This window comes from Yersinia sp. Marseille-Q5920, from assembly GCF_946902935.1.
GTDB classification, from domain to species: domain Bacteria; phylum Pseudomonadota; class Gammaproteobacteria; order Enterobacterales; family Enterobacteriaceae; genus Yersinia; species Yersinia rochesterensis.
Map to the genome: position 1 here is coordinate 24,578 of NZ_CAMPQA010000006.1, position 21,681 is coordinate 46,258.

The window sequence follows — 21,681 nt, forward strand, 5'->3', positions numbered from 1 at the left end:
ACCATAAAAAAACCCGAATTAATATCCTCGATGATTATCCATCGAGTAGAATCATTATTGGGTATGCACAGCTCAGGAAATACAGAGAAGGTGCTGCCCGCCATGTTTCGGCAAGCAACAAATCGGTCGGGAGATAAGTTAGCTTGCCTTGCTTATTTGACTACTACTTTGCGTATCCATTAGTTTCTCCACCGAAATTTTTCAAGAGTATAGTTGTCTGTGATAATCATGTAAAGGTTATATTTCTAAACAAAACTTAAACCGATTAAGAACAATTAAAATAATAAGGATAATAGCGAAAATATAAGACGTAAATTAATCCTATTTCACTGCTGGATATCCTATTGCTATAAATAAGACCTCCCCAGAAAACAACAACCGAAGATTACCCCAAACTACCCAAAATAATTTATTGGAGAACGACGATATCGCCTCGAGGCAAAATACCTACGCGGTGAACTCCATTAACATTCCTAACCTAGCAAGTACAGCAAGGCATTGAACCAGGGACACCTATCAAGTCCTTGACGTTATTACATAAATGCAATGAACCTTTCACCAAAAATGAGAGCGCGATCTCATTTATAACCCTAACTATTTTAGGTCTGTTGCCGATAGGTTCTTAAAGGAGTGTTGAGATTATTTTAGATATAGGGGTGGATTAATTTTAAGTAGCGATGCCAGTGCTCCAATTATTGATGTTACCGTCAGACAGCTGACAAAGCGGCAACTTCGAATGTATGAGTATATCAGGCAAGGACCTTTCCTCGATCGACTATAGAAACGGAACTGACAATGAAACGTGGAAGTACGCATAAGCCATTGGATTTAAAAATAACGCCAGAACATAATAAAGAGACGAAAGTATTGTTTGTTAATAATATGCGTCTGGTTACTTTGTTTATCGCCATTTTGGCGGGAATATTGCTTTTATTTGCAGCGGCAATTGGTACATCTGGCTACTTCTTGAAACAAAGTAACCAATCGCTTGAAGAAGCGACTCAAGAACTGGATATACGCCTAGGGCTCTCTAACAGCTCAAACCACTTGCGTACTGCACGACTTATTCTGATTCAAGCAGCATCATCGGCACGTATTGGTGATGCCACGGGTTATCAACAGGGCTTGAAGAATGCAGAACATCTTATTACTCAGTCGCAACAGATGTTTGATCTCTACTATAACCGCCCCACTAAATCCGAAACTGATATCGCCTTAGATAGCCCACTGAAAAAAGCTTATGAACAATATCGCGACGATGGCATGAAACTCATGCTGGAAGCGACTAAAGAGGGGCATTTTGAAGAAGTTATCTCGTTAGAGGCAGAAAAACTTAATCCGTTAGATGACGCCTATAACGAGCCGCTGCTAAAAGCATTTAAATATCGTACAGAACTCGCCAACCAAATTAATCAGTCGGCTCAGCAAGAAGCGCACCTCGGTTACATACTGATGGGTGGTGCCTTTATTCTGGCTATTTTACTGACAATAATCGCTTTTTTAGTGATCAGCAAGGTCATTATCAAGCCGATTAACTGGTTGGTAGTGCGTATTCAACGTATTGCTCAAGGGGATTTAACACAAAGCCCCGTGGCATTTGGCCGCAATGAAATCGGTGTGTTAGGTCATAATATTCAACAAATGCAAGATTCGTTAGCTTCCACGGTTGAGGCCGTACGCAGCAGTGCCGAATCTATATATCAAGGCTCCAGCGAAATCGCACTGGGCAATACGGATCTTTCAGCACGAACGGAGCAACAAGCCGCTTCACTTGAAGAGACAGCAGCTAGCATGGAGCAACTGACTGCAACGGTTAAACAAAATGCGGAAAATGCCCACCATGCCAGCCAACTGGCTGCGAATGCATCAGGTAAAGCAGCCCAAGGTGGCGATATCGTGAATGATGTTATCGACACGATGGATAAAATATCCCTCAGCTCAATGAAAATTGCTGAAATTACTAACGTCATTAATAGCATTGCTTTCCAAACCAACATTCTGGCGTTGAATGCTGCGGTAGAAGCGGCCCGAGCAGGTGAACAAGGCCGTGGATTTGCAGTCGTCGCCAGCGAGGTTCGCCATTTGGCGCAGCGCAGCGCTGACGCAGCAAAAGAGATAGAATCGTTGATTGAAGTCTCGGTTGATCTTATTGGTGATGGCTCAATTCTGGTCTCTGATGCGGGTAAGACAATGAAAGAGATCGTCATGGCCGTCACGCATGTGACTGATATTATGGGCGAGATTGCATCAGCTTCTGATGAACAAAGCCGCGGCATCAGTCAGGTTGCGCAAGCGGTATCCGAGATGGACAACGTAACACAGCAGAACGCCTCTTTAGTGCAGGAAGCGTCAGCAGCTGCGGCTTCTTTAGAGCAACAGGCCGAGATACTGACCCAGGCGGTTGCAGTCTTCCATTTAAATGGTCGCAGTTCAACTCCCTCTCTTAAAACACCAACGCCTTCATCAGGGGGACAGAATAAAACTGGCGGAAATAAAAAGTCTGCCGATGACTCGCTGAATTGGGAAACTTTCTGAGTTATCGCTAACGACAATTCAGCCGAGCTATGATTGCAAAAGCTGATAGCATAACCGGAGGTAAGGCTCTCACCTTCCTCCGGTTTTTTATTGTCACTTACTGTGCGTCAGGCAGATAAAATGGTTGCAAACGCTATTGATGAAGTGGCTCAACAAAGGTGCCATCATGGCTATCAATTTCATTAAAGAACCAAACACCTGCGGGGTAATCTTCCAGTGAAACCAGATACATAACACCCTCGCTGAACTGTTCCACCTCTAAAACAACCCCCTCACGGCGTGGGCCACCATCGGTTTTTACTGTCACCCGATCATTTACTTTCATGATATTACCTTTGATTAAGTCAATGCTGCTAGTGTAGTACAAAATTAGGTGAGAATGATAAGGTTTACGCACAATCAAGTGTATGCTTTTGATGAATATATTTAAGCAGAAAAATGAGAGTGGACGATGTTCGTACCGAGAGTATGTAGAAGAAATCAGCAGGCGGGAGGAAAGTAAGAGTGAATAAGGCAGTTTGCTTCATACTAGAAAGTAAAAAACCCGCCTTAGCGGGTTTTTTTATAATCAGCCAAAGGCCAATTAGATTGCAGTTACGTTTGCTGCAGACGGACCTTTAGCACCGTTCTCGATAGAGAACTGTACATTCTGGCCTTCAGCCAGGGTCTTGAAGCCTTGATCTTGGATTGCAGAGAAGTGCACGAACACGTCTTTGCTGCCATCAGCTGGAGTGATGAAACCGAAGCCTTTAGACTCGTTGAACCACTTTACTTGACCTTTCATCATGTTAGACATGTGTATTTCCTTTATTAAAAAATTTTGCCACCATGGGCGTGTTATAGCCGGTTATCAGTCGTTACTTATGGAGGCACTATGAAGGAAATTCGTCAGTGAAGAGCTATCAACGATAACGCTTTAAATATGAACCACTTTACTCAAGATGTCGTGCATAAATAGGTCTGTACCACAGGCCGAGACGCATTAACTCATGACCGGCTTTTAATAGCAACTCTTTTTAGCAAGCAAGCGGAAGATTCTTGTGTGCATGACTAAAATAAGACCAAAAAAGCTATTTATTATACTCTTGATGCTTTGTTTTAATCATGTTTGTTACTTGGGCTGAAAGTTTATCCCTTGAATTTGCTATCATAAACACTCACCTATTTTTGAGAGAAATACATGAAGCACAAGTCTGCCACTTTAGATGATGTCGCACGCCAGGCGGGTGTTTCTTATCAAACGGTATCCCGTGTTTTAAACCAAGCCCCTCATGTCTCGCTAAAAACCCGGAATAAAGTTGAATTGGCTATAGCTGAGCTGAACTATATTCCTAACCGGGTAGCACAGCAATTAGCAGGCAAGCATAGCCTGACTCTCGGGCTAGCGACCTCTGACCTTTCTTTACATGCTCCTTCGCAAATAGCTGCCGCAATAAAAAGAAAAGCCCGCCAACTGGGGTATAACGTGGTCATTGCCATGGTCGATGACCATAGTGAACATGCCTGCCAACAAGCTATAAACGAGTTACTGGCTCAACGAGTTGATGGGATTTTAGTCAATGTTCCTTTGAAGACAAAACGCAGTCATGAAATTACTGAACAATGTGCAGATACGCCGGTTCTTTTTCTTGATGTTGACCCCCGTTCTGGGGCTTTCAGCGTCTTATTTGATCCCAAAGTAGGCGCAATTCAGGGTGCAAACTACATCATCGCATTGGGCCATCAGCAAATAGTGCTTATCTCCGGCCCCAAAGATGCTATTTCAGCCCAATTGCGCCACCAGGGGTGGTTGCAGGCATTGAATAACGCCTCACTTTCACCACAAGCGGTTTATCACGGAGAATGGAATGCACAAAGTGGTTATCAGGCGACACAGAAGCTTATCGCCGGTAATACTCCATTTAGCGCCATCCTGGTCGCTAATGACCAAATGGCGCTAGGCGTACTGCGCGCTCTGCACGAATACAATATCGAGGTGCCGAAAGAGGTCTCTGTCATTGGTTATGACGATACTGCGGACAGCGCCTATTTCCAGCCTCCACTGACCACCATAAGACAAAACTTCAGATTATTAGGGGAAGAAAGTGTTTCCCGACTGATAGTCAGGCTACACCATACGATTGAGCCGCCCTCTCAATCGTTGTCATTAGAGACTGAACTGATAATACGCCAGACTACAGCCTCTTTTAATCCTGCACGGTACAAAAACGAATAAATGCGATCGTTCTCGACTATTTAACTCACAGCTATTTACTTTACTTTCGGCTGAATTCATCTTGAACGCATCAAAATTGTGAGCGCATAACATTTAATTACTGTTCAAAGTAGTGCTAACAAAACAAGCTCAATTTCGCAAAAGATAAGGCTGAAATGATGACGGTACAGCAAGAAGTTAAACAGCGGGTTAAACCAGCCTTATCACAGATTTTATCTCGCCGAGATTGGGAAAACCCACAAATAACACAGTACAACCGCCTTGAAGCGCACCCTCCATTTTACAGTTGGAGAAATATCAGTGCCGCTCAAGATGATAATGATTCCCCACAGCGGCAATTACTGAATGGGCAGTGGACATTTAGTTATTTTACGCGGCCTGAATCAGTACCCGATGAATGGGCTGAGCAAGACTTCCCAGGATCAGCGTCAATACCAGTCCCTTCAAATTGGCAACTCCATGGTTACGACACCCCGATTTATACCAATGTGCGATACCCAATTCCCGTTGACCCACCGCGAGTGCCACAGGACAACCCGACAGGCTGTTATTCTTATAATTTTACCTTAGATCCCGATTGGCTCTCGTCAGGGCAAACCCGCATTATTTTTGATGGCGTGAGTTCCGCATTCTATCTGTGGTGTAACGGCCAGTGGGTTGGGTATTCCCAAGACAGTCGCCTGCCCGCCGAATTCGATCTCACTCCTTATTTGCAAGCAAACAATAACCGCATCGCCGTTCTTGTATTGCGTTGGAGTGATGGTAGCTATCTGGAAGATCAGGATATGTGGCGCATGAGCGGGATTTTTCGTGATGTCAGCCTACTACACAAGCCTGATATTCATTTGCGGGATGTTCATATCACAACGCATTTATCGCCCGAATTCAGCTCCGCCCATTTAGATGTGATGGCGGCAGTTAATATTCCATTGATTGATATCAATAACACGCAAGTGATCGAAGCCTATCAAATCCGGGTGCAACTTTGGTTGGCGGATACGTTAGTTACCAGTTTGCAACAACCTCTAGGTACTCAAGCAATTGATGAAAGAGGGAATTATGCTGATCGCACTCTCCTAAACCTACGGGTAGAGCAACCCTTATTATGGAGTGCTGAACAACCTACGCTCTATCGAGCCGTCATCTCGCTACTTGATAACCAGCAAAAACTTATCGAAGCGGAAGCTTATGATGTCGGTTTCCGCCAAGTGGCCATTCATCAAGGGCTACTCAAGATTAATGGTAAAGCGGTACTAATTCGTGGGGTGAATCGCCATGAGCATCACCCCCAAACAGGTCAAGCTATAGATGAAGAAAGTATGCTGCAAGATATCATTTTAATGAAACAGCATAACTTTAATGCCGTAAGGTGTTCACATTACCCCAATCACCCACTGTGGTATCGCCTGTGCGATCGCTACGGTTTATATGTTGTCGATGAAGCCAATATCGAAACACATGGAATGCAGCCTATGGGGCGGTTGGCAGACGATCCACAGTGGTTTTCTGCTTTCAGCGAACGAGTTACCCGGATGGTTCAGCGCGACCGTAACCACCCTTGCATTATTATCTGGTCATTGGGCAATGAATCAGGTCACGGCGCTAGCCACGATGCACTTTATCGCTGGATAAAAACCAATGACCCCACTCGCCCAGTACAATATGAAGGTGGCGGTGCAAATACCCAAGCTACTGATATTATTTGCCCAATGTATGCTCGAGTGGATGAAGACCAACCTTTCCCAGCAGTACCTAAATGGGCGATAAAAAAATGGATTGGTCTACCAAACGAATCTCGTCCGTTGATTTTGTGCGAATATGCCCATGCAATGGGCAACAGTTTTGGTGGGTTTTCCCGCTATTGGCAAGCATTTCGCCAATACCCTCGGCTACAGGGGGGGTTTATTTGGGATTGGGTAGACCAAAGCCTCAGCCGTAATGATGAAAATGGTCAGTCTTATTGGGCTTATGGTGGTGACTTTGGCGACAGCCCCAATGACCGACAATTCTGTATGAATGGATTAGTTTTTCCTGACCGTACCCCCCACCCAAGTCTGTATGAAGCACAATGCGCGCAGCAATTTTTCCAATTCGGGTTGCTTAGCACAACACCGTTGGTAGTCAGCATTACCAGTGAATATCTGTTCAAAAACAGCGATAACGAGCACCTGTATTGGCGTATCGAGTTAAAGGGAGAATCAGTTTTGGAGGGTAATCTCCCACTAGATTTATCGCCTGAAAGCACACAATACCTTACATTGGCAGATCAATTACCGACCATCAGTGAGCCAGGTGATTTATGGCTAAATGTTGAAGTCAGGCAAGTAAAAGAGACTTCTTGGTCACCAAAGCATCATCGTAGTGCATGGCGTCAATGGCGTTTACCGCATTCACTCTCTGTTCCCCAAAATTCCTTAGCTAGCTTAGCTGAGTCTGATTGCCTCCAACTGCACCAAGATGCGGAATATATTACTGTGATTCATCAACAGCAGCGCTGGCTATTTAGCTGCCAAACCGGATTGATGGAACAATGGTGGGTCGATGGGAAAAATAGATTGCTCACTCCATTGCGTGATCAATTTGTCCGCGCACCGCTGGATAACGATATTGGTATTAGTGAAGCAACACAAATTGATCCTAATGCTTGGGTTGAGCGCTGGAAAAAAGCAGGAATGTATCAACTGGAACAACGTTGTTTATCCTTACAAGCGGATATCTTGTCTCAGACTATACAAATCAGCGCTGAATATATCTATGAGTTTGCCCAAGAACAATTATTACATACTCATTGGTTATATCGCTTTGATAAACAAGGCCGTATGACCATTGATGTCCGAGTTCAAGTTGCCACATTGCTCCCCCCACCGGCCAGAATCGGTATGTGTTGCCAATTATCTGATATTTCTGAAAATGTTAGTTGGTTGGGATTAGGACCACACGAAAACTATCCTGACCGCCAACTCTCGGCACAATATGGTCACTGGTCGCAACCCCTTGAACAGATGCACACCCCCTACATATTCCCAAGTGAAAATGGATTACGTTGCAAAACTAATGCATTGAATTATGGAAATTGGCAATTAACGGGGCCGTTCCATTTTGGTATCAGTCGTTACAGCACACAGCAACTCATGATGACCAGCCATCAGTATTTACTTAAGCCAGAACCAGGTACCTGGCTTAATATTGATGGTTTCCATATGGGCGTTGGTGGTGATGATTCATGGAGCCCCAGCGTCCATATCGATAACTTACTGACATGTGAAACTTATCAATACCAGGTCTGCTGGCAATACAAAAGTGAGATATAACAGGAGACGAGAAGCTGATATTTTCACTGGGTTAATGCATAATTTCGGATTAATACCTATATAGAACCAAGAGAAACACCACTAATATCATTATGTTCCAAACATCTCTTAGTCCCGATTATTGCCATGCAATGAGTCATACATGTAGTACTCCTTTGTAAATTTATGCGCCCACCCTATTGGGCGCTTTTTTATCTTCTGCTCCCCTTTGATGATTTTGTCTTTTGCATATGTGTCATAAGTTAAGCACATTCATTCCATGAATTATTTACGTTACGGGGCTAAGATAATCACTCAATCATAGGCATAGCTTCTGACTCAGTATCTTCATGTTACAAGAGGAATATTATGACATTGTTAACTAATCTCCCAACGAACATGGTCACGATCGAGATTACTCAACCTGGTGGCCCTAAAGTCTTAGTCCCCGTCGATCGCCCGACACCTATGCCAGCTGCAGGTGAAATACTGGTTAAGATTTCAGCTGCCGGAGTTAACCGCCCTGATGTCATGCAACGCCGTGGACAATATGCACCACCAGCGGGCGCCTCCGATATTCCAGGATTAGAGGTCGCAGGTGTCGTGGTTGCGGTTGCGGCTGATGTCTCACGATTTAAAATTGGAGACAAAGTGTGTGGGTTAATCGCGGGTGGTGGTTATGCCCAATATTGCGTAATACATGAAACCAATGCTTTACCTATTCCACCTAACCTCACTGAAATTGAAGCGGCAGCGTTACCCGAAACTTTCTTTACCGTATGGACTAACCTCTTCCAACGGGATCATTTTACCGCTGGTGAAACTGTCTTAATTCACGGTGGCTCTTCAGGTATTGGGACTACAGCAATAATGTTGAGCAAAGCATTTGGCGCAAAAATAGTTATCGTCACTGTGGGGTCAGAAGAGAAACGTCAGGCGTGTTTGGCACTAGGTGCAGATATTGCTATTAATTATCACACTGACGATTTTGTTGCCGAGGCTAAACGAGTCACCGCAGGGAAAGGTGTCGATGTTATTGTCGATTTAATTGCTGGTGATTATGTCGCACGTAATTATGAAGCTGCCGCAATGAATGGTCGCATCGTGCAGATTGGCACTCAAAATGGGAATGCCAAGGACTTGAATTTGATGCTAATGTTGCTAAAACGTCTAACACACACAGGATCCACATTGCGCTCGCGTACTGTGGCAGAAAAAGCGCTCATCGCTAAAGAACTGGAGCAACACGTTTGGCCATTGCTGTGTAATGGTCAAGTAAAACCACTGATATTTAAGACATTTCCACTGAAAGAAGCCGCTAAAGCCCATGAATTAATGGAAAGCAGCACGCATATCGGTAAAATTGTCCTGACCACTGATGGCTGTTCAGCGCTATAATTAGCTTCACTATGAAATTTCATCAGGTGAAATTTCAGAAAAAACGATTGTTTTCATCTGATGAATGAATAATATATCTACTCAATTGCCTATTTAACTATAACAGTTTTGCTAACTAATTCCTTAAACTGATATACATTAAATTTAACTTTTCATGTTAAAATATAACAAACCATTATGGTTTAACTTTATTAGTTATTAATTACAAGGTCATCATTATGGACATAATTAAAAAAATATTAACCGACGACATCGCAAGAATAAATCAGAAAGAAAAAAGAGATGGTCGATTAAAATTTAACAGAGATTTTGTCTACAAGCACCCCTACCTTTGCCTTGCGATGCTAATATCATACTTTTTTGTCTTAATTTTAATGTACTTAACACCCTACTTTGGCACGGGTTATATGATTGCCTTCACTGTTTTCTTTGCCTTGATGTCTGCTGTTCTCATGATGGAAATCAAACCCGTATTTAAATTCGACGATATTGGTATTCTTGATTTACGCGTTTGCTATAACGGTGAATGGTTCTTTAGCCGTGCGCTATCAACGCAGGCAATTGATGAAATATTAAATAGCAAGGATATCAGCGATGATTTTAAAATCCGCTTTAAACATATTATTAGTAATAAAGGTGAAATAGACTTTTATGATGTCTATGACTTAGCCTATTTGCAAAAAAAAATCTATGCGTACCAATGAGCCGAATCAAACTGCATCGTTGGCCAGTACCTCGGCTATCCGGTATTAATCACGACGATCTAACATGGCTTTGCCCACTGCCGACCCCGGTAGAGGATATACTTTTGTGTATCAAATCTACTTTCTCAAAGACAAATCAGTGGCGGCGAGCACTACTGCTTCAATAGGCAATATTGTCCAAGCCTTTGTTGATGCGACTAACACGAACAAACACTCCTTTTTCTCATCAAACTCATTATATTTATTAGGAAAATTCCGCGAACATATTAAAATGACACCTATAATGATCCTATTGTTTCGAATCATAAAAGGTGGATAGGCATGGACAAGATTGATGAGCAATTGATTACTATTTTAGCAAAAAATGCACGGATATCTTTGAAGGACCTATCACAACAAGTCAACCTCTCCTCCCCCAGTACCTCTGAACGTTTACGACGTCTCGAAGAACGTCATATTATCCGCAGTTACACACTAGATTTGAATCAACAGGCATTCGGGTATAGCTTGCAGGCTATTGTACGTGTCAAACCGCGGGCAGGAATGCTACGGATAACTGAAGAAATGATTCAGGAAACACCTGAATGTGTTGAGTGTGACAAAGTGACCGGCGACGACTGCTTCATTAGTCGTTTATATATTCATTCAATGGAGCAATTGGATACGATTATTGACCGTTGGTCAGAACACGCCGAAATTCAGACCTCAATTGTTAAGTCATCCCCAATAATACGACGCTTTCCACCCTTAGTGCAGTTGATCAAGGAAAGTAAAATTTGAAATCTGTACCCTAGCCCTCATTTTATCTATAATTAAAAGTTATTCTTGACATAATTAATATATATAAGCGAATAGCTGATGAGTAATAATCAAAGCAACGCGTCAGATTCATCGATTCTTACGCTCCCCTATACCCGTTGGGGTCAAGATAACGCGCAAAACTCCAGTGCCGTCGAGGCGCTGGAGCAAGGTAAAGTGCTTTTTCTGCCTCATTTGGCATTTGAGCTGAGTGAACAGGAAATGCAACTGCTTGACCCCGCCTTGGTGGATGTAAAACGTAAAAATATCAGCTTTAAGCCGTTGGAGGGGACACTAACCGGCGTCACTGATGAAAGCAAAGTGACACTAACCCGTCAATTGCTCGAACGTTATTATCAGAATTGCCTCAGCCTGGTGAATCAATTACTGCCGGATTATATCTCTGCCCTACACAGTCCAACTAATAGCCTACGTTTGCACCCGGTTACTGCCTGGCGTGATAAAACATCTTGGCGTAAAGATGATAGCCGCTTACATGTGGATGCTTTCCCTTCACGGCCTAATTATGGTGAGCGAATCATCCGAATCTTCACCAATATCAACCCTCATAATGAGCCACGCTCATGGCGTATAGGGGAAGATTTTTCGCAATTAGCCAGTCGCTATTTACCGCAACTCGACAGTTATTCCCCTGTCAGTAGTTGGTTGCAGCATAAAATCGGGATAACCAAGCACCGCCGCAGTCATTACGATCATTTAATGCTTCAACTGCACGATAAAATGAAGTCAGACTCTGATTACCAAAAAAATGGTTTGCAGCAAGCTATTGATTTCCCAGCGGGTTGTAGCTGGATCTGTTTTTCAGATCAAACGCCTCACGCGGCGATGGGCGGGCAATTCATGTTGGAACAAACTTTCCTGTTACCGGTTGAGGGGATGAAGAACCCCCAACAATCCCCACTAAAAATACTGGAATCTTTAACGCAAAAGTCACTGATATAGCACATTGCTGGCGATTGAATACTGCCTACATAAAATCCGCTGACAATGCGGGTTTTTTATTCCAGCCTATACATGATAAAAAAATGCTTATACGACTTGATCTCTACTAAAAAAATAAATATCATTTTTCACAGTATGTAAGCCAACTCCATAATAGCTTAACTGAGGCAAACAAATTGACCTTATTGAGCGAAGTCCATAGGTAAAAGTTATTTAGCTGTTCGGTTTTATGTTAACAATAGGTTTATATCTTAGATATTGGTTTTATTTTAGGTGTGAAATTTACACCCGATACCTATTGAACCTTATCAGATAACTATTGGAGGTTAATATGGTTAAGGTCTATGACAGAAATAGAAACCAAATTATTCCAGGCAAACGTGTCATGGTCGCACAAACAGGAGAAATTGACGTAGCAAAGGCTATTCATGCCGAGGGTTTGGCACCTATACAAGCTGAGCGCGAGCGGGTTGTAGAGCTGCTACATACCGGTGAACGCCATGTGCCTTTCGATTTAGTCAGACTAGGTTAATAATGCTTAAATTGTAATGCTTCCGCTAATTGAACACTTGTCTTATTGATGCTATCACTTGCTTCTGGGGCTTATCTATATTTAATAGATAGCCCCGGCTTTTATTTATATAGCATTAATCATAATAAATCACTGTTAATAACCACAGATAATAAACCCACATTACAAAACCCTATTACACTGTGGTCTTTTGACTTATTCGACAATACGCATTAACTCCGAATAATTTCAGCCTAAATATGACATACAGGCTCGATCACTTGGGCGACTTTCTTTTGGAAAGTCTCAAGCTGACAAAGTTTGTTATCACCCTCGTTCTCACAGCCTTCAATGGCAATCGGAACAATTCTTGCCGGGTTATTCTTCAAGTCTAACTTATCAGCATTGCGCAACTGCTCCATCGTTTGATAGAACATTTTCACGGCCACATAGTGTTGATGGTTATCCGGATTCTGCCATAATTCAAAAACAAGTCCGCCACCTGGCGGGGTGTTATCGGGCTGCTGCGGTAATTGCCAATTAGCTCCTAACATACCGGCAATGTTGGCGATATTGGTGTCATGTCCTCCGAGAAACAGCAATTTGGTTTGCGGTGATAGCGGCAAGGTTTGTCCCTGAGCATCACGTTGCAACACTAATGCCGTATCAATTTGCTGCAATAGCGGAGTTCCTTTATGCCGGGCGATATAAGGGGTTTTGGCCATCAAATTGAACTGTGCATTATGCAGTGACAATAATGAAACCCAATTTTCTTCACCGCTGAGACGGTGCCAGGCGACATCGGGCATGGCCTGCGAATTTTGTAACAGGAAAATTTCACCCAATGTCGACGATAGCGCCAGTGGCCCACTCAATGAAACTTTTGTCCCTTCTTTATTTACTTTGATTTCATTTGCTGCAAAAGTCGCGAAATCACAGCTTTTTCTGTTTTGTTGCAATGACTGACAATAAGGTGAAGCTGTAAAATTCAGCACCTCGCCCATCAGGGCAAAGGGCTTGGCATAGCGCTGACTCAGCTCACTTAATGGCCCACCCAGTCGTTCTTCAACAGCCTGATAAGTTTTCGTTGGGTCCAATTTACAGACCCCCGCCTCGACAGTGTGGAATAACGGGTCAACTTTTTTCAAATCAGCTTGATAATGTACTTTCAGGCCGCAATCCGGGGCGATACCGTCCAGAAATGCCTGTCCGGTTAAGCGGGTGCGTTGGTCAATATCAGCCTGCACATAGACGGCCCCGTCTGCCGGGCACCCCGCTGGCAACAGCCCATGGCTGCGGAAATACTCACCATAAAAACCGCCCATTAAGGTGACTAACTCTGCTCCTCGCGGCGTTAAATAGCCCGCTTTTACTGGCCATTGAGGCCATTTGTCAGGTGTAACATCATTCATTAACTGTGTTTGTTTCGTCGGGGAACGAACACCGTGGCGGCTCAAAATCACCACGCGCTCCAAAGTGTAACCGGTCGGTTGTGCTGCAAGCGGTGCAGCACTCAGCGTAGAACTACTCAGCGCCAAAGTGAGTGCCGACAACCACAGATATTCTTTTGCTATTGTCATAATTTTATATCCTTATTAAAACTACGAATACTTTTGCCCTATCGAGTATGGTCGAGGATCACAAACCTAACAATGTAGAAAGCAATGCCACTCCATCCATGAAGTGAGTTGACGTAAAATTTCAACCTGAACACGCTAAATTTGATTCGCTTCTCATTGTTATAACGATAATTAGCCGATTATGTTATTGACGATACTTATACTTAAAGGAGGCATAAATCCGGTCATTATCCGGGCAGTATTTGGCACATTAGGATTGATGGATATAGCCCATAATCCAGCGGCTATACATACAAATGATAAGGAATCTGACATGCGGAAAGCAGGTGATATCGATAGAGTCATGTCGGCCAGACAACTTCCCAATAAAGCCGTAGCCCTGATTCTTGCAGGTGGTCGCGGTTCACGTCTTAAAGATCTTACGTCTGTCCGAGCAAAGCCCGCTGTTCATTTCGGCGGAAAATACCGCATTATCGACTTCGCACTATCAAATTGCCTTAATTCAGGTATTCGTCGCATCGGCGTGATAACGCAGTATCAGTCCCATACTTTGGTGCAACATATCCAGCATGGTTGGTCATTTCTCAGTGAAGAGATGAATGAGTTTGTGGACTTATTGCCCGCGCAACAACGCCAGGGGCGGGAGCACTGGTATACCGGCACCGCAGATGCGGTTTTCCAGAATTTAGATATTATTCGCCGCTATCATGCTGAATATGTAGTGATTTTAGCGGGAGATCATATTTATAAGATGGATTATTCTCGCATGCTGCTCGATCACGTAGAAAGTGGTGCAGCCTGCACCGTGGCCTGTATCGAAGTGCCCAAGGCGGAAGCAACGGCCTTCGGTGTGATGGAGGTCTCCGAAGAGTTACAAGTGAAAATGTTTTGGGAGAAACCTGAAGACCCTCCCACTCTGCCCGGAAAGCCTAATAGCAGTCTGGCCAGTATGGGAATTTATGTGTTTAACGCCGAATTTCTGTTTGGTCTACTTGAGAGCGATCACGCGGACGAAAACAGCAGCCATGACTTTGGTAAAGATATTCTGCCTAAAATCACCGAACAGGGCCATGTTTGGGCACATCCGTTCTCATTATCTTGTGTTTCCACTTCACCCGACGCCCCTTATTATTGGCGTGATGTCGGGACATTAGATGCCTATTGGCAAGCAAACCTCGACCAAGCGGCTATCACGCCAGAATTAGATATGTATGATTCACATTGGCCGATACGCACCTATGCCGAGCCATTGCCACCGGCAAAATTTGTACAAGATCGCTCTGGCAGCCATGGTATGACCATGAATACGTTGGTGTCAGGCGGCTGTTTTATCTCCGGCTCAGTCGTGGTCAACTCGGTGTTATTTTCTCGAGTACGAGTCAATTCATTCTGTAATATCGATTCTTGTGTATTACTGCCCGACGTCAATGTGGGGCGTTCTTGCCGGCTACATCGCTGTGTCGTAGACCGTGCCAGTGTTATCCCCGAAGGCATGGTGATTGGTGAAAACGCGGATGAAGATGCTCGTCGTTTTTATCGTTCGGAAAGTGGAATTGTACTGGTCACCCGAGAGATGTTAGCGAAGCTGTAAGGCCGTGGAGCTATCAATGTTGAGTTGCCCAAGCATGGACAAGTAGGGAATAGTTTATATAATCAGGCCAAACGAATAAAAGGGTCTGAATATGTCATTTACTGAATGGGTCATTTTAGGTGTAGTGATTGGTTGTGCCGTTGGCGCTTTACTGAAGATTTTTGGCAAGAAAAAAGCCCCTTAGACCTTTCTGTTCCCTGATTAATAAAACGGCGCTGATACTGCGCCGTTTTATTATCTTTGCCAATAATAATTTCTCACTGCACGGCTATCAAGTCAGTCACGGGTGCAACAACCATTAGCAACCACAATAATAAACTGCTGACCATCGCACGCCGCAACAATTTAGCCGCCCCTAGCCAGCGCGAGTCTAACGAGCGCCCATCCGTCGTTTTTTTCCCCCACAACTGTGCCAATGCAGCATCAAAATCTGCCGTTTGTGGCTCGTGGGCATAGAGCAATGTAAATAGGCGCTCATCAAGCCATAAGCGCCAACAATAATAATGTGTCACACCCGCCAACAGCAGTAACAATCCCGCGACAATACTATCGGCACCCCACAGGGCAAAGATTATCGGCGGCACAGTCAACGCAGCAAGATAACGCCAACTGGCAAGATGAATTGTCAGAACCTGCCCAGCCACCGGGTGATTTAACATGTAATTTTCCTTCTTTGCGCAAGAGCCTGCAAATGCTGAGGCTGCAATACCACTTGTGGGCGAACTTGCCGTAATAATTCAGCCGCTGCTTGCGGTGTAGCAACTCGCCCTTGATCAAGTAACCATGCGGCAATCACCAGCGCGCTGCGAGACATTCCCAGCGCGCAATGCACCAAAACTGTGCCATGTTGCTGATGTAATTGATTAAGTTTTGTGACCGCCAGAGCCAGTTGCTGCTGATTGGGCACCATTAAATCCATCAATGGGCAGCATATATAAGGTTTATTGCGGCTATAATCGCTGCGACTAAATTCTGCTGTGACATCCAATGTGCTTGCCTGTAATAGCTGTGCTCGTGGATAACTGCCGATAAAAACACCATCAGCCACAGGTACCGCTTGCGGCAAGGGGCGGGTGAACGCATACATCGACAGCCAGGCCCCCAATCGATAAGGCCATAATAGCAGCCGTGCTGACGGCGATAGTCTGCCATCGGCCTCTTTTTGGAACACCCCAATCCCCCAACCACAATAACCCGCCGTCACCGCGAGCAAAGAAAGTGCAGGCCACACCAGCACATAACCCCCACCTTGTAACCCTAGTCCTAGCCCTCCCACTAATAAGGCGGCGCTACCGTACCAAAGTGCCAGTTTCAGGGATGAGCGACTGGGTCGTTGCCAGCACCAATGGCTTTTTATCGGGATCAGATAACTGACAATCACTCCCGCTGCTAATCCCGTTGCAATATCAATGACATGGTGTTGCCAGGTAGTCAGGACAGATACTGCAATCAATGCAAACCAGCCGGTTATCAGCCAACGCAATATCCCTTGGCAATGTGGCCAAAAGCGCAGCCACAGCAACCAGGCCAGCATGATGTGCAATGACGGTGCCTGATTGTAAGGCAAATCAAACAGTTCGAGTTGCTGAAATAACCAGCCGAAAGGCCCATCAGTGACTGGGCGAATAAAGCTGAATTTGAGTGGAAACAGCAGGAAGCCCAGGCACGCCACCAGCGATGCCATGATTAACCTGAGTGCATGGCGAGTCTGTTCGCGCAACGAAGTGCAGATAAATAATGATAGACCATAGAGCAGGTCAATACTCCAATAGGGCACAATCGTCCATGGCAAAAAAGGAATATGGTGCTCCCAACCATACACCACACTACTTACCCCGGAGCGGCTGGCAGTAAACTGATTGGTCTGGCCGTAGCTGATAAAAAACAGTGGAGCCAGCAACAACAGCCACAGCACAGCACGCCGCCAGAGTTGCTTGCGTGTTACCGTACTATCCCCCTCAGTCATCAGCACGGCGCACCGCCAGAGAGACCGTGAAAATACCCCACTCATCAATCAGTTGATGACATTTATCAAAGCCGGCCTGCTCAACCAGAGCATCCATCTCGCCCTGACTGCGGACTCGCATAACCCAAGGTTGTCCACCTTGATGGCTGGTCAATGCACGGGCAATCATTTTAAGTTGCGGATGCCAAGGTTGGCCGGTGTAAATCAATACGCCTCCGGCAGGAACCGCCGCCGCCAGCCCCGCCAATGACGCCTCAATTATGTCATTTTGGGGGAATAACTCATATAAACCGGAAACAATAGCCAGTGTCGGATTTGGGGCCAAACTTGCCAATGAATCTCGATCGAAAGCATCGCCTTTTTCAAAACGCGCAACCGCGGTCAAATTACGCTCTGCAATCATGGCTTGCCCTTTATCCACATTCAGCTCGCTATAATCTCGCAGTAGAATTTGCTCAACATCATGCTGGTCAGTCAGCGCATCCAACACATAGCGGCCATGACCTGCCGCAATATCCACAATGCGCAGCGGCATGTTTTTATCGCGCAACTGCTGAAGTGCCATTTGAATGCTTTGCTGCAAATGCACTTTGCGCATGCGAATGCCGCGCCAACCAATACTATTAAGGTATTGTTTATCAATATACTGCCCCAGCTTATTTTTGCCCTCCGGCTGGTTGCGATAGACATAATCCAGCGTACTGCCCGAGTCAAAACCGGTTTCAAATCCCAAACGCACTCCGGTAGCACTGCTGCCCAACGTCTTCATGCCATAACGCAATGCGCTATAGTACAGCCCTTCGGCAGAGTAAGGTTTCAGCGGCACTTGCAGCGCACGATAGCAATCGGCACTGACGCTCCAGCGGTCTTCATAGCGGTAACTATGCTGAGGCAATTTTTCGCCATAGAGCCGTTCAATAAAGACTCGCATCTTATCGAAGGCCAGTTGCCGGTCTTGCTCGCCCAAAGTATCGTGATAAAAGCCGGGCAATATATGCTGTTCTTTCACCGAGCTGCTGAGTCGCTGATAAAATTTCTGCTGCGGCGCACGGTGAACGACAAAGTCATCGCCGGAAATCAGCAATTGTGTTGGTAGGGTTATGGCCGCGGCATCTTGCACAATGCGCTCGGCGGCACGGTAAAGATCCAACAGGATATTGACGGCAATCGGGCGACTAACCAGCGGGTCGTTATCAAAACTGGCCACTCGCGATGCATCATGGGTCAGGAATTTACCTTTAACATAGGATTTAACGTAAAACAGCCCGCGAAGCCGGTGCATCAGAGTTAATCCTGGGCGAGCAAACGGCACATACAATTTTACCTTAAACGCCGGTGAGGCTAAAATCATACCGCGAATTTTGGGCGCATAATCATGTACCCAGGTCGAGACCAGCACCGCCCCAACACTTTGAGCAACCACCATAATATCCTGCATCGGCACTTGGCTATCAACAGCAGCAAAACGGACGAATTCATCAACATCTTGCACCGAACGCGCCAAACTTGGGCTGTATCCTCGGTCCCCCGGTGACTGACCATGCCCACGCGCATCCCAAGCATAAAATGTCACATCCGGCAGCATCAATTCATCAACAATATGCTGTAAGCGCCCCGAGTGTTCATGACCACGATGAAACAGCACTATCACACGTTTTGCCGGGCCATTCTGCGCGGGCCAGCAACGGTAGAATAATGCCGTCTTGTCACTGGTGGTGAAGGTCAGTTCCTGAGCAACACGATGTCCTTGAGTCACGGTATTTTCCTTGTAGCGAGCTGTTGCAAAGTGATAAACCGCTGCTGTAATTCGGTTCGGAATATCTGTTTGTCATCATGGAAATACAAAGGTTTATCAACATAAATATCAATAAAGAATGGCACTGGAATACGCTGTCCTTTACCCATCGCCCGCCCTAAACCCTGCATATATACTGGGGTTATCGGGGTGGTAGGGAATTGTCGGCTCAAATACCACAGACCCGATTTAAACTCAGAAAATTTCTCTGGCTCACCGCGCGTCCCTTCAGGAAATAGAATGACAATTTTATTATTGGCTAGCGCCTCAATACATCCTGCCAACGGGTCACTGCCCTTACCTGCGCCACCACGCGTTACCGGAATAATGCCAATCACTTTAATCGCGAACCAGGCAATAGCACGATGACGTAAAAAGTAATCGGCAGCAGCCACCGGATGAACCTGCGACAAAGTTGAGAGTGGGAATAAGGTAAACAGCGTCAATATATCCAGATGGCTATTATGATTTGCCACTACAATAGCTGGCCCTTTGAGGGGCAATTGTTTTCGCTGCCAGACAGAAACCCCCAGCCATACCAGCACTACCGGATACGCCACGCATAATGTAAAAATCCAGCGTAATAGTCGGTTCACGACCAGCCCTTAATAATAAAAGTAATGGATGAAATGGAAGAACAGCGGCGCGGTATAAATGAGAGAGTCCAGACGGTCGAGAATACCGCCATGACCGGGCAATAATTTGCCCGAATCTTTCACTCCAAGATCACGCTTAACCGCCGACATCACTACATCGCCACAGAAACCGGTTAACCCAATCAATAATCCGGCAAATAGTGAGAAAGTGAGATTCATCGGCGTTAATAGTGACCCCAGAATACCTGCTAATACCATGGTTGTTGCTGTCCCACCCAGTAAACCAGCCAGGGTTTTATTTGGGCTGACCGTGGGTGTCACTTTGATGCGGCCGAATGATTTTCCCCATAAATATTGAGCAATATCATTCAGTTCGGTCAACGCCACCAAGAACACCACTAATAGCGCCCCCTGCCCACCAATACCACCCGGTAATACCAGTAAAAATGCCACATGGCTGAGGGCAAATACGGTGGTCATTAAACCCCAATGCATATTCGATGCCGCATGTAAAAAACCTTTGGTATCACCAATCAGCACCATGCGTACCGGTAGAAACAGGAATGCATAAATCGGAATAAAAATAACGAACATGCCGTACCATCCCATACCAATCCACAGATAATGAATAGGAATAGCGAGATACATCCATAGCAAAGGAATATTGTCAGAACGGCGGGTAGAAATAAGAGTCAGGAACTCTTTTAATGCCAGAAAACTGATAAAACCAAAGATAACCAGTGACAGCCATTTGGGGCTAATCATCGCCACGGCAAAAACAATAATAATCAGCCACCAGCTAGTAATACGCTGACGCAGTTCCAGCCAATCTTTTTGCGGATAGCGCAGTATCAACCCCCCAATAATTAAACTGGCCAGGGTTAATAAAGCAAAAATAACCACCAGACTGAAAGTTAGCGTTGAGTTCATATTATGCCTCTAGCCTTAGCGCTGCCCGGCAGCGATTGATACATGTCCACAACAATAAAACTGATGCAAAAGCAAATAACCATCCGGAATACAGCAAAGCATTTGGCCACACGGCAACGGCTAGCCCATACGCACCGAATAATAGCGCCCGGTCACTTTTTCCCAGCGGCCCCTGATATCCCCGTGGGCGGCCCAATGTTTGTGCCATCACACCGCAGAACTCAGTTAATAAGGCCAAGAATACCGCTAATATTACTAGCTCAGGGCGTGCATAAGGGAGCAAAGCAAAGGGCAGATAAAGTGCAATATCCGAAACAACATCGCCAATCTCATTCAGTAAAGCGCCTAAACGCGACTGTTGATTGAACTCTCGCGCCAACATGCCATCAATAGCATTCAGCGCCATGCGGAAAAACAGAAATAGGGGAAGCAGGAGAAACATCATTCGCGTGGGATAGATGGTTAATGAAATGCCGACTATCAGTGAAGCTATCAGAGTCAATAAAGTCACTTGATTCGCCGTCACTCCTTGCCGATATAACCGAGTCAAACATGGGCGAAGTAGCGCCTGAAACCGCGGTTTAATATCATAAAGCGTCATAAATACACCTGTGCATTGACCTGAGAAAGTCAGCAATAGCCTAATGGGTGGTTATTTGAATGATTCCACACCAAATGATTCTAGAAAGGTATCACCTGTGACCCAAGAGACCAACAGGAAAAACAAATAGAGCGAGATACATCTAATTGATTTGTAGGAATTTTCTTACATTCAGTGCGGCTATTGAGTACACTGGCCGCCCTTAAAA

17 protein-coding genes and 1 pseudogene are annotated in these 21,681 nt (G+C 45.1%); 9 read left to right on the top strand and 9 right to left on the bottom strand.

Going from position 1 to position 21,681, the window contains the following annotated elements:
* The first annotated feature begins 795 nt into the window (after nucleotides 1-795).
* The gene (locus OVO64_RS10195; RefSeq protein ID WP_038633826.1) at nucleotides 796-2,535 is read left to right on the top strand and encodes a methyl-accepting chemotaxis protein; all 1,740 of its coding nucleotides are present in this window, start codon (nucleotides 796-798) and stop codon (nucleotides 2,533-2,535) included.
* Nucleotides 2,536-2,668: 133 nt separating this feature from the next.
* On the opposite strand, the gene dsrB is transcribed toward OVO64_RS10195, so the two are convergent.
* Together dsrB and cspE are read right to left on the bottom strand one after the other, a co-directional pair.
* On the bottom strand, nucleotides 2,669-2,860 hold the full coding sequence (dsrB, locus tag OVO64_RS10200) for a protein DsrB (RefSeq protein ID WP_004708108.1): 192 nt from the start codon (nucleotides 2,858-2,860) through the stop codon (nucleotides 2,669-2,671).
* A gap of 258 nt (nucleotides 2,861-3,118) precedes the next feature.
* Nucleotides 3,119-3,331 carry a transcription antiterminator/RNA stability regulator CspE gene (gene cspE / locus OVO64_RS10205; RefSeq protein ID WP_002210893.1) on the bottom strand — a complete coding sequence of 71 codons (213 nt, stop codon included), beginning with the start codon at nucleotides 3,329-3,331 and terminating at the stop codon, nucleotides 3,119-3,121.
* A 384-nt stretch (nucleotides 3,332-3,715) separates the two neighbouring features.
* Between cspE and OVO64_RS10210 the strand changes: the two genes are divergently transcribed.
* The 7 genes and pseudogenes from OVO64_RS10210 (at nucleotide 3,716) to ydfZ (ending at nucleotide 12,435) form a co-directional block, all read left to right on the top strand.
* Nucleotides 3,716-4,750 carry a LacI family DNA-binding transcriptional regulator gene (locus tag OVO64_RS10210; RefSeq protein ID WP_038633830.1) on the top strand — a complete coding sequence of 345 codons (1,035 nt, stop codon included), beginning with the start codon at nucleotides 3,716-3,718 and terminating at the stop codon, nucleotides 4,748-4,750.
* Between the two features lie 158 nt (nucleotides 4,751-4,908).
* Complete coding sequence (locus OVO64_RS10215; protein WP_267248787.1) at nucleotides 4,909-8,061, top strand: beta-galactosidase; 3,153 nt, start codon at nucleotides 4,909-4,911, stop codon at nucleotides 8,059-8,061.
* A gap of 348 nt (nucleotides 8,062-8,409) precedes the next feature.
* A complete protein-coding gene (locus tag OVO64_RS10220) occupies nucleotides 8,410-9,438 on the top strand; it encodes an NAD(P)H-quinone oxidoreductase (RefSeq protein WP_038633835.1) in 1,029 nt (342 codons plus the stop codon).
* Nucleotides 9,439-9,656: 218 nt separating this feature from the next.
* A pseudogene (locus OVO64_RS10225) lies at nucleotides 9,657-10,191 on the top strand (YlaC family protein).
* Between the two features lie 272 nt (nucleotides 10,192-10,463).
* Nucleotides 10,464-10,922, top strand: a complete 459-nt coding sequence (locus OVO64_RS10230; protein WP_038633840.1) for an Lrp/AsnC family transcriptional regulator — start codon at nucleotides 10,464-10,466, stop codon at nucleotides 10,920-10,922.
* Between the two features lie 78 nt (nucleotides 10,923-11,000).
* The gene (locus tag OVO64_RS10235; RefSeq protein ID WP_038633843.1) at nucleotides 11,001-11,903 is read left to right on the top strand and encodes a Kdo hydroxylase family protein; all 903 of its coding nucleotides are present in this window, start codon (nucleotides 11,001-11,003) and stop codon (nucleotides 11,901-11,903) included.
* Between the two features lie 331 nt (nucleotides 11,904-12,234).
* Nucleotides 12,235-12,435 (top strand): putative selenium delivery protein YdfZ, encoded by a 201-nt coding sequence (ydfZ, locus tag OVO64_RS10240; RefSeq protein WP_038633846.1) that lies wholly within the window; start codon nucleotides 12,235-12,237, stop codon nucleotides 12,433-12,435.
* A gap of 233 nt (nucleotides 12,436-12,668) precedes the next feature.
* Here ydfZ and OVO64_RS10245 read toward each other — a convergent pair whose 3' ends face one another.
* Nucleotides 12,669-13,994 (bottom strand): AppA family phytase/histidine-type acid phosphatase, encoded by a 1,326-nt coding sequence (locus tag OVO64_RS10245; RefSeq protein WP_145509543.1) that lies wholly within the window; start codon nucleotides 13,992-13,994, stop codon nucleotides 12,669-12,671.
* Between the two features lie 313 nt (nucleotides 13,995-14,307).
* Between OVO64_RS10245 and glgC the strand changes: the two genes are divergently transcribed.
* On the top strand, nucleotides 14,308-15,585 hold the full coding sequence (gene glgC / locus OVO64_RS10250) for a glucose-1-phosphate adenylyltransferase (RefSeq protein ID WP_038633853.1): 1,278 nt from the start codon (nucleotides 14,308-14,310) through the stop codon (nucleotides 15,583-15,585).
* Nucleotides 15,586-15,842: 257 nt separating this feature from the next.
* Here the strand turns inward: glgC and OVO64_RS10255 are convergent, their stop codons facing one another.
* Genes OVO64_RS10255 through OVO64_RS10280 form a run of 6 tightly spaced genes read right to left on the bottom strand, consistent with a single transcriptional unit; the run spans nucleotide 15,843 to nucleotide 21,473 of the window.
* A complete protein-coding gene (locus OVO64_RS10255; RefSeq protein WP_072089133.1) occupies nucleotides 15,843-16,244 on the bottom strand; it encodes a hypothetical protein in 402 nt (133 codons plus the stop codon).
* On the bottom strand, nucleotides 16,238-17,551 hold the full coding sequence (locus OVO64_RS10260) for a phosphatase PAP2/dual specificity phosphatase family protein (protein WP_038639593.1): 1,314 nt from the start codon (nucleotides 17,549-17,551) through the stop codon (nucleotides 16,238-16,240). The genes OVO64_RS10255 and OVO64_RS10260 overlap by 7 nt, the downstream gene beginning before the upstream one ends.
* A complete protein-coding gene (locus OVO64_RS10265; protein ID WP_038633859.1) occupies nucleotides 17,544-19,307 on the bottom strand; it encodes a bifunctional alpha/beta hydrolase/class I SAM-dependent methyltransferase in 1,764 nt (587 codons plus the stop codon). The genes OVO64_RS10260 and OVO64_RS10265 overlap by 8 nt, the downstream gene beginning before the upstream one ends.
* The gene (locus OVO64_RS10270) at nucleotides 19,304-19,942 is read right to left on the bottom strand and encodes a lysophospholipid acyltransferase family protein (RefSeq protein WP_038633862.1); all 639 of its coding nucleotides are present in this window, start codon (nucleotides 19,940-19,942) and stop codon (nucleotides 19,304-19,306) included. Before OVO64_RS10270 ends, OVO64_RS10265 begins: the two co-directional genes overlap by 4 nt.
* Before the next feature lie 9 nt (nucleotides 19,943-19,951).
* Nucleotides 19,952-20,872: a phosphatidate cytidylyltransferase gene (locus tag OVO64_RS10275; protein ID WP_050291798.1), complete on the bottom strand. Its 921-nt coding sequence runs from the start codon at nucleotides 20,870-20,872 to the stop codon at nucleotides 19,952-19,954.
* 1 nt (nucleotide 20,873) lies between these two features.
* Nucleotides 20,874-21,473, bottom strand: a complete 600-nt coding sequence (locus tag OVO64_RS10280) for a CDP-alcohol phosphatidyltransferase family protein (RefSeq protein WP_038633868.1) — start codon at nucleotides 21,471-21,473, stop codon at nucleotides 20,874-20,876.
* Nucleotides 21,474-21,681: the final 208 nt, after the last annotated feature.